The organism is Bacillus sp. LNXM12-1 (genome assembly GCF_003004375.1).
Taxonomy (GTDB): domain Bacteria; phylum Bacillota; class Bacilli; order Bacillales; family Bacillaceae; genus Bacillus.
The window spans coordinates 269,271-281,888 of the sequence record NZ_PVWX01000001.1 but is presented as its reverse complement, the minus strand read 5'-3'; the positions used below and the strand labels follow the sequence as shown (position 1 = coordinate 281,888).

Sequence of the window (12,618 nt, the reverse complement as noted above, 5' to 3'; positions counted from 1 at the left end):
TTTCAATACATCTTGATTTTTATTTGTCTGGAAGTGCACCAAATACCAAAGCACCATCATCAAAAACAGGAATCCTCGCTGTTTTTTGCATATTAGATGTTAAGCCTTGAAAGGAATAATCATTTGAGGCATCCCATATATTCGCCCCATTTGGTGCAGATAATCGAAATTGTATTTCCTTCTTATGCTCTGATTCTCCTCCAGGAAAAATCGCTACGTCCGTAAAATCAATTTCTGCATAATATACGTGGGCTGATGCGTCATATACCTTCAGCGGAGATAAGGAAGCGCCTTCATTGTAGGCTGCTGTCACTTGAATATCTTTTTCAGTGAATCCCTTTGCAAAGACCTCACTTAGATTGACATAATATCTAAAGGACAGCGTTTGACTGCTTCTTGCCGGCCAGCCGGACCGATTGTATAGAACCGCCTTCACCTGAGTTGATGTTGTATCGTTATTCATCAGAGCTGCCTCTACAAAAAACTCATCCTGAGCCTGTTCTTTAGGCGGGAAATTTGGAAGCTTAGATTGCCCCTTTCCAAACAGCTGCACCATTTTGGCTATATTTCCAGTAAAGGCGGCATTATAGTCCGTCGCCACCTCGTTTGATACATAATCGGAGATGTCATCGTCATATTGATCCTGTGCATTAGGCCCGCCAACAAGCGCTCCATAAAGAGTGTGCCGATGATACGGAGGATTTGTCAGCTGGTTAGACCATGAGCCATGTGCAGTTCGATGGTGTGGATGCTTCGGCGGGTTCTGGCCAAACCCAACGACATAGCTTCTATTGAGCGGATTATCACCAAGCATATAGTGAGTTTGATTGACCGCAAACGTTTGATATCGATTCTTTTTTTCTTCATCTGAAACCCAATCAGCATAGACAAAGGCTAAAAATGCTGCATTTGCTGTATAACGAAGCGATCCCCATTGATCTAGCCATGCCAAACCGCCAGGCGTATAAGTGATTCTTTCGACTTTTCCATTTTGAACAAGACCTGTGGTCCAGTAATCGAGGTTACGCTCTGTCGATTCTATAAATCTATTCTCCTTCGTGATTCTTGCGAGTAAGATTTGTGAAGCGAAGAAAGTATTGTCCCATGACATGGTAAACGTATAATCCCAATCCTTTTGCCATTCTTCTACTGCTTTTAGTGCTTGATTTAAATAGGTCTCTTCATTTGTTGCCAAGTACAGCCAGATTCCGCCCCAAATGAGTTCGTCAATATAGCCGCTCCAGGAGTTGTAAAACGGCTGAGCGTTTGTGACACAATCTGTATACTCGCCGCGATACCTGTCAGCAAATGCATAAAGCTGTTTCGCGTGGGTCAGAAGCTTTGCTGCATAAGGGGCATCTGTCTCTTTAAAAATGATAGAACTCGCTGCTAAAGCTGCAGCAGTTTGTGCGGCTACTTCTGTTCCTGGACAATTTTCATCAATTTTAAAAGCTGGCCGGCTCATCGGCATCACTTCTGCCGGTCCCCACCAAGCATGATCAGCGTTCCCATCACCTACCTGCGCCCAAAACTCGTTCGGACCTGTATGTGCTTTCAAAAAATAATCCGTTGCCCACCTGATTTGATCGAGGATGTCATCAAGCAGTTCTGCCTCTTCATAGGCTTCTCGGTATTCATATACTGTCCATGCAAGCACAGCTGCTGAGTAGGCCATCGGAAGCCCAAATTTCACATGATCACCTGCGTCATACCAGCCGCCAGTTAAATCATGCCCTACATCCTTCCCGTCCTCTAGTCCAGAATCTCCCCGCCAGTTGAGACGGCTGCTTTCGGGAAGCTTTCCAGACCGCTGCGCTTCATAAAACAACAAGGATTTTTGAAGAACCTCTACATAGTTATAAGATGCCATTTCCGTATGACTCACTCCTTCTTTTTAGTCAAACATGAATAGACAAGCCACCTCCTTTTATTCAGAACGTGATTTGAACAGTTTTGAAAAGAATCAAATACGTTTCAAAAATAAGCATAGTAAACAGCAATCAGCTTTACGCTCATCGAAGGTTTTTTCTCTTGATTCTTTTTGTGACTGTACCCAGAATGATCATATGTCGCATGAGAACATTTCAGACGGCGAAATTCTCTTTTTTGCTCTATTTGGGTAGAAAGAATGACATACAATCTCTTCTCTTAAAACATCACGTTAAATCAAGGTATATGAATGAATAAGAAAATGATTCCATTTGGTGGAAAATCTTTATTAGTTAACATAATAAAATTATTGTATATGAAAAAAGAACGCCCCTTTAAGGACGCTCTTCATGAATCGCATTAAAACAAAGAAAGCTGGTTTTGATCGGGAAGTGCTTCTAAGCAGCCTTGACGATCTAAATATTCTAGAATCGTTTTCGACACTTTTCCGCGTTTTTGTAAATCTTCTTTTGAAAGGAATTCCCCGTCTTGTCGTGCGCGAACAATATTTAACGCAACGTTTGTTCCGAGTCCAGGGATCGAGTTGAATGGCGGAATTAATCCATCTCCATCAATGATAAACTCTGTTGCACTTGATCGATAGAGGTCCACTTTTTTGAAATGGTAGCCTCTTTCACACATTTCAAGTGCAAGCTCTAGTACAGTTAATAGGTTCTTTTCTTTCGGTGATGCATCTAGACCTTTTGAGTTAATATCGTCCATGACTGCTCGAATCGCATTCGATCCTTTTGTCATCGTTTCGATATCAAAGTCATCTGCACGAACGGTAAAGTAAGCCGCATAGTATAAAAGTGCATGATGCACCTTGAAGTAGGCTATCCGTACAGCCATTAATACGTAAGCAGCTGCGTGGGCCTTAGGGAACATGTATTTGATCTTTTTACAAGAATCAATATACCAGTTCGGTACATTATTATTCTTCATTTCTTCTTCCCATTCAGGGGGAAGTCCCTTTCCTTTACGAACAGACTCCATGATTTTAAATGCGAGTGACGGCTCTAAGCCCTGATAGATGAGATAGACCATAATATCGTCACGACACCCAATCACTTCACTTAGTTCACACGTTTTATTGTGAATGAGTTCTTGCGCGTTTCCGAGCCATACATCCGTCCCGTGTGATAGTCCAGAGATCTGAACGAGCTCTGAGAAGGTCGTTGGTTTTGTATCCTCAAGCATTTGCCGAACAAACCTTGTCCCAAACTCCGGAATACCGAGTGTACCTGTTTTACAGCCAATTTGCTCTTCTGTTACACCTAGAGGCTCTGTTCCTTGGAAAATTTTCATCACTTCTGGATCGTCTGTTGGAATCGTTTTTGGATCGATTCCGCTTAAATCCTGTAGCATACGAATAACCGTTGGATCATCGTGCCCTAGTATATCCAGCTTGAGCAAGTTGTCATGGATTGAATGGAAATCAAAATGCGTCGTTTTCCAATCAGAACCTGTCGCATCTGCTGGATATTGAATTGGTGAGAAATCATAAATGTCCATATAATCCGGCACTACGATAATACCGCCTGGATGCTGGCCCGTTGTCCGTTTGACCCCTGTACAGCCTTGGACAAGCCGGTCGATTTCTGCGCCCCTCATATGAAGATTATGATCTCCAGCGTAGCCTTTCACGTAACCATATGCTGTTTTTTCTGCAACAGTACCAATCGTACCTGCTCGGTATACATACTCTTCACCGAACAGCTCTTTCGTATAGTTATGTGCAATCGGCTGATATTCACCTGAGAAGTTCAAGTCGATATCAGGGACTTTGTCTCCTTTAAAACCTAAGAACGTTTCAAACGGAATATCATGTCCATCTTTTTTGTACGGCGTACCACATTCTGGACAGTCTTTGTCAGGAAGGTCAAAGCCTGAACCAACAGATCCGTCATTAAAGAACTCCGAATGCTTACAGCTTGGACATACATAATGCGGAGCAAGTGGGTTCACTTCGGTAATCTCTGTTAATGTTGCAACAAGAGATGAGCCGACAGATCCCCTTGAACCAACAAGATATCCATCATCAAGTGATTTCTTTACAAGCTTATGAGAGATTAAGTAAATAACGGCGAATCCATGGCCGATAATACTTTTTAATTCTTTCTCAATACGGTCTTCTACAATTTTCGGCAAATCATCTCCGTAGATGCTGCGCGCCATTTGATAGCTCATTTCCCGTATTTCTTCATCTGCACCTTCAATTTTTGGTGTGTATAGGTCATCTTTGATTGGTTTAATGCTTTCGACCATCTCAGATACTTTTTTCGTATTCGCCACGACGATCTCTTTCGCTTTTTCGTCTCCTAGGAAGGAGAATGCTTCAAGCATTTCATCTGTCGTTCTAAAATGAACTTTTGGCAGTTCGTGACGGTTAAGCGGATTTGCTCCACCCTGTGATGAAATTAAGATTTTACGATAAATTTTGTCTTCTGGATGCAGATAATGCACATTTCCAGTTGCCACGACTGGTTTATTGAGCTTTTCGCCAAGCTTCACAATGTTTGTGATGATTTCTTTTAACGCACGTTCATCTCGAACAAGCTCCAGCTGCAGCAGATGCTGATACACTTCTGGCGGATGAACTTCTAAATAGTCGTAAAATGCTGCAATGTCTTCCACCTCATCAGGTGATTTTTGCATCATCCCTTCAAAGACCTCACCCTTATCACAGGCAGACCCGATAATTAAACCTTCTCGATATTTCTCAAGCTGTGAGCGCGGAATGCGCGGCACCCGGTAGAAATAATGAATATGAGAAAGAGAAACAAGTTTGAATAAATTTTTCAGACCGGTCTCATTTTGTGCGATCAGAATGGCATGGTAAGGACGTGAGCGCTGGTAGGCATTAGACTGACCCATGTTTTCATTCAATTGATCGTGATAGGCAATTTCTTTTTCAGCCGCATCTTTTAGCATCTTCAGCATGAGGTAGCCTGTCGCCTCTGCATCGTAAATGGCCCGGTGATGCTGCGTCAGTTCTATATCGAACTTTTTACAAAGTGTATTGAGCCGGTGATTTTTAAATTCAGGGTAAAGGAATCGGCCGAGTTCAAGTGTATCAATCACAGGGTTTGACGCTTTATCTGTTTTTAACAGGCGTTTGTACGCTGCATTTAAAAAGCCCATATCAAAACTTGCATTGTGCGCAACAAGGATATCTTGTCCAATCCATTCTTTGAAATCGCGCACGACATCGACGACATCTGGAGCATCTCTGACCATATCATCCGTAATACCCGTTAATTCGATCGTTGTCGCTGATAATGGGTGATGAGGATTTGCAAATGCCTCAAAGCGGTCAATGATTTCCCCGCCTTTTATTTTCACTGCTGCCAGCTCAATGATCGTGTCATAAACGGCTGAAAGTCCAGTTGTCTCTACGTCAAATACGACATACGTCGCGTCATCTAACAAACGGTGCTCCGGATTATAGGCAATGGGTACTCCGTCGTCGACCAAGTTGATTTCCACACCGTACATCATTTTGATGTCATGCTTTTTACTTGCTGCATACGCATCTGGGAAGGATTGTACAACCGCATGATCCGTCAGGGCAATCGCTTCATGTCCCCATTTTTTTGCTTGTTCCACCAGCCTGCCAATGCCAGTGACAGCATCCATTTGGCTCATTGGGGAATGCAAATGAAGCTCGACACGTTTCTCACCCTCAGGTGCCGTATCCTCTTTCAGCTGAGGTTTCATTTCATTGACGTCATTGGCAATCATGACAAGGTCTCTGACAAACGTATCGTTTTGAATGCTTCCTCTTGCTTTGACCCACATGCCTTTTTTCAATGATTTCATCAGCTGGGCATCTTCTTTTTCTCTTGCAAACATTTTGATTAAAATACTGTTTGTATAATCTGTAATCTTAAAGATACAAAGCGTTCTGCCGCTTTTCAGCTCACGCGTTTCTGCATCGAATACGTAGCCTTGAACGGTGATTCTTCGTTCCTCATCCATAATACTATCAAGCGTACGAATTTCTTCATTGTCTTTAATTTGATAGCCAATCATGAGAGGGCCAGACGGAGCTTCATCCTGCTCCTCACTTTCCTTCTTCTCCATCTCAGTGAGGGCTTGCATCGCTCTTTCTTGATCTTCAGCAAGCTTTTGTTCTCTGAACTTCTGAATCTCTTGATCTGATACAAAAATTTCTGTATCGAATTGCAGCTCTGGAAAGCCCACTTGTTTAAAAGCAGCCTGGAGCATTGGGCTGTACTTCTTCTTGATGGCCAAAGCCTCTGTTTCGCTTTTCGTTTTGATGATGATTTTATGTCCAGACAGCGATGGTTTTTGCTGCTGAAGCAAGCTGATGATTGGAGGAGAAATTCCTTGAAGCTCTTCCACACAATGTGACCAATACGATTGAACGAGCTCTTCAGAGATGTTCGGATCATTGACTTCAATCGTACAAGTGACTTGTGCAATATGAGAAAATGCATTTGTCAGCCTGCTGAGAAACATCGCATATACCTTGTAAGGCAGAAGCGCCTTAAATTTAAAAAGGAAATGCCACGTTTTCGTCGCCTTATGCACCGTCAATTTGACGATTTCTCCTTCTTCAAAGTAACGACTGAGGTCATCATCTGTCATTTGAATCTGATTGAGTAATATATGAAATTGCCGCCGTGTGATCGGTAATTGTTCATCCAAGACAGAACCCTCCTTTTGTCAATCAGAAAGGTACCTCTTTTCTACAGGAGGTACCTTCATTTTTTTGTTCGTTTTTATGCTTGGCGTATAAATGAAATCAGCTCATCAACAGATACTTCATGTGATTCACCTGATTTTCTAAACTTCACTTCAACAATGCCTTCTTCTGAACGTTTTCCGCAGCTAATGCGAATTGGCAGCCCAATTAAATCACTGTCTGCAAATTTTACTCCGGCACGCTCTTGGCGGTCATCGAAAAGTACGTCAAAGCCCTCATCTTCTAAGCGCTCGTATAACGTTTCAGCCAGCTCTTTTTGAGCATCGTTTTTCATATTTAATGCAAGGAGATGAAGGTCATATGGCGCAACAGTTTCGGGCCAAATGATTCCTTTCTCATCGTGATGCTGTTCAACAATTGCTGAAAGAGTTCTAGAGATACCGATACCATAGCATCCCATAATCATTGGCTGCGCTCGTCCATTCTCATCGAGGTACGTCGCATCCATTGACTCAGAATAACGAGTGCCTAGTTTAAAGACTTGTCCTACTTCAATCCCTTTGGCAAACTGGATTGTGCCTTCTCCATCTGGAGAAACATCTCCTTCTTGAATCAAACGAAGATCTGTGAATTCTTTCACTGATACATCACGCGCAGGATTGACATTGACATAGTGATAATCCGCTTCGTTTGCACCTGCGACAGCATTTGTCATGCCTTTAACCGCAAGGTCTGCATAAATATCGACTTCTGCTTCCAGCTTCACAGGACCAACAAATCCAGGCTCTGTTCCAATGACTTCTAGTACTTCTTCGCGAGTAGCAAGCTCTACAAGCTGTGCTCCTACCAAGTTTTTCACTTTCACATCATTTACTTCATGGTCGCCTCTAGTCAGGATTAGAACATACGCATCATCTGCTTTAAACAAAACAGATTTGATACAAAGAGAAGAATCAACTTCTAAAAATCCAGCGATGTCTTGAATCGTTTTCACTTGCGGTGTGTGGACTTTTTCAAGTTCTTTGAAGTCCGCAGGATTTGCTTCTTCTCCGTGATAAACAGCTTCAGCCATTTCAATGTTCGCAGCATAGGAAGATGTGTCAGAGTATGCAATTGTATCTTCTCCTACTTCTGACAGTGCCATAAACTCATGTGTATCTTTTCCTCCCATTGCACCAGAATCTGCAATGACTGGTCTAAAATTAAGACCTACTTTTGAGAATACATTGGAGTAAGCTGTAAACATCTTGTTGTATGTGTCATCAAGGCTTTCTGGTGAAGAATGGAATGAGTACGCATCCTTCATAATAAATTCACGTCCGCGCAGCAGCCCAAAACGCGGTCTCTGTTCATCGCGGAATTTTGATTGAATTTGATAAAGAGTTAAAGGAAGCTTCTTATACGATTTTACTTCGCTGCGTACGAGTGATGTGATCACCTCTTCGTGCGTTGGGCCAAGTGCGAACTCGCGGCCATGACGATCTTTCATACGCATCAATTCTGGACCGTATGTATACCATCTTCCTGACTCTTGCCACATTTCTGCCTGCTGCAGCACTGGCATTAACAGCTCAGCTGCTCCTGCCTTTTCCATTTCCTTGCGAACAATGGATTGAATATGCTGGATGACTTTATGAGCAAGCGGCAGATAATGATAGATTCCGCTTGTATTTTGTCTAATGAACCCAGCTCTTACTAAGAGCTGATGACTTTTTGCCTCAGCATCTGCCGGCACCTCTCGAAGAGTTGGAATGAAAGTCAGGGATTGTCTCATGTCGTTACACCTCATTTATGAAATAGGACTACTCACAAAAACTCTTGTTTCCCGTAATGAGAAACAAGAGACATTGGTTTTTATAAAAATAATCGCTGGATGTCATTCCACGTAACCACTAGCATTAACAGCATGAGGAATGCAACACCGATAAAGACAACAAGTGCTTCTTTCTCACGATTAATTGGTTTACCACGAATGGCTTCAACAAACAAGAATAGTAAACGTCCTCCGTCTAGTGCAGGAATCGGTAATAAATTCACGATGCCTAAGTTGATACTAAGGAACGCCGCAAACTGCATTAATGTTAACACACCTTGCTTGGCTACTTCTCCTGTCATGTCATAGATCCCAACAGGACCTGCTAACATATCTAGTGAAAATTGTCCTGTGACAATTTTTTGCAAGTTCGTTAAAATCAGTCCTGCTGTTGAAATCACAGTCGTTCCTGAGGATGAAATAACCTTCAGAAATCCATTTTCAGTTGGCGGATAAGATCCGAAACGGCCAATGCTTTTTCCGTCTGCTTTCACAGCTTCTGGTACAACCTGCACAGTGCTTTCTTTGCCGTCTCGGTCAATGACGACATTCATTTTTTTCTCAGGGTTCTTTTGAACGGTTTGAACGACGTCTGTCCAAGAATTCATTTTATCCCCGTTAATGGACACGATGTGGTCTCCCTGCATGAGTCCAGCTTCTGCCGCTCGGCCGTCTTTCGTCAGCTTGCCGAGTATAGGATCATCAACGGTTACCCCTTGAATAAAGCCTAAAGCAACCAAAATCACATACGCCAGGATAAAGTTCATAATCGGTCCAGCTGCGATCGTTTTAATACGCTGCCATACCGTTTTTGATCCAAATTGACGATTGTATGGTGCGATTTGAATTTCTTCACCATCTGCAATATAAAAGCTTGTTTGACTGACATTGTAGCCAGTTAAAATATCTTCATTTCCAGCTTCATATCCTGAGATTCTCATGGCATGATCTAAATCAATCTGCTCAACTTCGATGACAAGTGCATCAGGATATTTTTCTTTGTCATTTAAAATGATTTTTTCTACTTCATTTTGCTCATTGAATAAGAGCCCCACTGTATGACCTGGTTTAATTTCAATGACTTCAGGGTCCTCTCCTGCCATTTTAACAAATCCGCCAATAGGGAGCAGTCTAATGGTATAAACGGTTTCCTTTCGTTTAAAGGAGAAAATCTTCGGCCCAAAACCAATTGCGAACTCGCGGCATAAAATCCCCGCTCGCTGCGCCATAATTAAATGGCCAAGCTCGTGGAAAAAAACGAGCGTTCCAAAAATAATAATAAACGCAATCACTGTATTCACGAACATACCACCTTATGTGAGGATTGATTGAACAAAGTCTCGTGTATCTTTGTCCACTTCATGGATATCTTGCAAACTAGGCGTTGAAATCACATGATGTCTATTTAGTGCCTTTTCAATCAATTCTTCAATTTGCAGGAACGTTACTTTGCCTTTCAGAAATGCATCAACTGCCATTTCATTTGCTGCATTGAGCACAGCAGGCATTGTCCCTCCTATTTTACCTGATTCATAAGCAAAATGTAAGCAGCGATACCTGTCAAAATCCGCTTTTTGGAAATTCAATTGTCCAATCTCCCAAAGGTTCAATGATTTCGCTTCTGGTAATGGCGCCCTGTCAGGGTATGTGAGTGCATATTGAATGGGCACTCTCATGTCTGGTGTCCCTAACTGAGCCATGACGCTTTTATCGTGAAATTCCACCATCGAATGGATAATGCTCTCTTTATGTAACAGCACATCAATTTGTTCATACGGTATATCAAACAACCAATGTGCCTCAATCACCTCGAGCCCTTTATTCATCATCGTCGCTGAATCAATGGTAATTTTCGCTCCCATTGACCAGTTTGGGTGGTTCAGCGCTTCTTCAACCGTAACACCTTCAAGTTCAGTTCGTTTTTTATCTCGGAAACTACCACCTGAAGCTGTCACGATTAAGCGTTCAATGTTTTTAGCTTGTTCACCTTGCAGGCATTGAAAAATAGCGGAATGCTCACTATCGACAGGAAGTAAAGGTACATCATATGTTTTCGCGTACTCTTTTACTATATGACCAGCTGTGACAAGTGTTTCCTTATTTGCGAGTGCAATCGTCTTTTTTTGTTCAATGGCCTTTAATGTTGGAACAAGCCCAACACTTCCTACAAGTGCATTGACCACAACGTCCACTGCATCATAGGTCGCTGCCTCGATGTTGGCTTCATCACCAGCAGCCATCTTGACATCGTATTCAAATGAATGACCTTTTAGCGTCTGATAAGTCTCTTCACTTAAACATCCGACAAATTCAGGCTGAAACTGTTCTATGATTGGAATGGCCTTATCTACATTTCGGCCAAATGTCATGGCTTTCAGCTTAAATTTGTCTGGGTGCTGCCTAATCACATCTAATGTTTGTTCTCCAATTGATCCTGTTGCGCCTAATAGCGAAATATATTTCAAATTGCCACTCCTTCTCTCGTTCAATAAGTTTCTATGAGGTTAGCTGGCAAACGTTGCGAGCAGTAAATATAAAAACGGCAGAACGAACAAAAAGCTGTCAAACCTGTCCAAAATCCCGCCATGTCCAGGGAGAATTGTCCCTGAATCCTTTACGTGATAATGACGCTTTAAAGCAGATTCCACAAGGTCGCCAAGCTGTCCAAAGATACTGAGCAAAAGAGTAATAAACATAACAAGCAGATATGATGGCAAAAATCCTGTAACCGCCTGAAACACAAATGACAACACGACCGCTGTGACGATTCCGCCGATAAATCCTTCTACTGTTTTGTTTGGACTGATCTCTGGCCAGAGCTTTCGTTTCCCCATAGATTTCCCAATAAAGTATGCACCTGAGTCAGTGGACCAAATAATCACTGCTGCGAAGAAGATCGCACTCATGCCATATAAGCCTCTAATTTGGATGAAATAATAGAAACTGACGCCAATATATAATGTCGCTAATACAACAAAAGCAACCTCATCGAATGTGAAAGAGTTTTTGCTCAACACTGTATAAGTTAAAAGGATTAAGACTGCAAATAAAGCAATTTGCATTTTTGATGCGTCTACGTTCGGGAAGAAGCTGTTCTCTCCGCCCATTAAAAGCCAAAGCAATATTAAGCTGACAATACCAGGAAAGCTGAAAATCGATATCTTTTTCATTCTTAGAAGCTCAAAGAGAGCGACACTTCCCATTAAGTAAATCAGCAGGGTAAATGGCATCTGTCCATATATAACCGCAAGTAAAAAGACTGCAGCTGCCAAAACACCCGTCAAAATTCTTTGTTTCATCTGCACCACCCTCTAAATTCCACCGAACCTCCGGCCGCGGCGCTGGTATTCTCCGATAGCGCCTATAAGATGCTCATCAGAAAAGTCAGGCCAAAGCACATCCGTAAAGACAAACTCGCTGTATGCAATTTGCCAAAGCATAAAGTTACTTAATCTAATTTCTCCACTTGTGCGAATAAGCAAATCCGGATCTTGAAGAGATTCTGTCATTAAATAAGCTGAAAACATCTCTTCTGTGATGTCTTCTGCTTGAAGCTTACCTTCTTTGACTTTTTCAGAAATTTGTCTGCATGCGGAGACGATTTCTGTGCGCCCTCCATAGTTGAGCGCAAAATTCAAAACGAGTCCGTCGTTATTCGCCGTACTCTTTACTGCGTTCTCTACCGCTCTTTTCGTATGCTGCGGGAGGCCGTCTGGATCACCTGTTAAGCGCACACGGACATTTTCCTCGATGAGTTCAGGCAGGTAGATGTTCAAAAATTCTTCAGGAAGCTTCATTAAAAAGTCTACTTCTAGTTTTGGACGTTTCCAATTTTCCGTAGAGAAAGCATACAAAGTCAGCACTTTGACATTCAGCTCATTTGCAAGCTTTGTCATGCGCTTGACGACTTTCATTCCTTCATGATGTCCTGCTACCCGTGGAAGAGCACGTTTTTTCGCCCATCTTCCGTTCCCATCCATGATAATGGCGATATGTTCAGGAATTTCTCCATTTAATATGTCTTCTTTTGTCAGGCTTTCTAAGTTGGAAGCAGCAGTTTGCTGATTCTTCCAATTTTTGAGTATATTGAGCATGAGATTCCTCCATCACCCAAAAAGGTTGCGTTCCCGCTAATAATATAGTCACCAACAGTATTAACAAAAAAACCCCCTGTAAACATGAAGAGGGTCTTTTCACTATTATC

The 12,618-nt window shown here is 42.2% G+C and carries 7 protein-coding genes; all 7 read right to left on the bottom strand.

The features are described from left to right. Positions 1 to 19: 19 nt before the first annotated feature. The 7 genes from C6Y07_RS01440 to uppS all read right to left on the bottom strand — a co-directional run bounded on the left by C6Y07_RS01440 (position 20) and on the right by uppS (position 12,508). On the bottom strand, positions 20 to 1,870 hold the full coding sequence (locus tag C6Y07_RS01440) for a glycoside hydrolase family 9 protein (protein WP_106156152.1): 1,851 nt from the start codon (positions 1,868 to 1,870) through the stop codon (positions 20 to 22). Between the two features lie 419 nt (positions 1,871 to 2,289). Beyond that, positions 2,290 to 6,543 (bottom strand): PolC-type DNA polymerase III, encoded by a 4,254-nt coding sequence (locus tag C6Y07_RS01435; RefSeq protein WP_240667871.1) that lies wholly within the window; start codon positions 6,541 to 6,543, stop codon positions 2,290 to 2,292. A gap of 134 nt (positions 6,544 to 6,677) precedes the next feature. Next, positions 6,678 to 8,375, bottom strand: coding sequence for a proline--tRNA ligase (locus tag C6Y07_RS01430; protein ID WP_060596281.1), 1,698 nt, complete (start codon positions 8,373 to 8,375; stop codon positions 6,678 to 6,680). Between the two features lie 80 nt (positions 8,376 to 8,455). Beyond that, the gene (gene rseP, locus C6Y07_RS01425; protein ID WP_106156150.1) at positions 8,456 to 9,721 is read right to left on the bottom strand and encodes an RIP metalloprotease RseP; all 1,266 of its coding nucleotides are present in this window, start codon (positions 9,719 to 9,721) and stop codon (positions 8,456 to 8,458) included. A gap of 6 nt (positions 9,722 to 9,727) precedes the next feature. After that, complete coding sequence (gene dxr / locus C6Y07_RS01420) at positions 9,728 to 10,879, bottom strand: 1-deoxy-D-xylulose-5-phosphate reductoisomerase (RefSeq protein WP_060596277.1); 1,152 nt, start codon at positions 10,877 to 10,879, stop codon at positions 9,728 to 9,730. Positions 10,880 to 10,918: 39 nt separating this feature from the next. Continuing rightward, positions 10,919 to 11,713 (bottom strand): phosphatidate cytidylyltransferase, encoded by a 795-nt coding sequence (locus tag C6Y07_RS01415; RefSeq protein ID WP_060596276.1) that lies wholly within the window; start codon positions 11,711 to 11,713, stop codon positions 10,919 to 10,921. A gap of 12 nt (positions 11,714 to 11,725) precedes the next feature. Beyond that, positions 11,726 to 12,508, bottom strand: a complete 783-nt coding sequence (uppS, locus tag C6Y07_RS01410; protein WP_034662319.1) for an undecaprenyl pyrophosphate synthase — start codon at positions 12,506 to 12,508, stop codon at positions 11,726 to 11,728. Between the last annotated feature and the right edge of the window lie 110 nt (positions 12,509 to 12,618).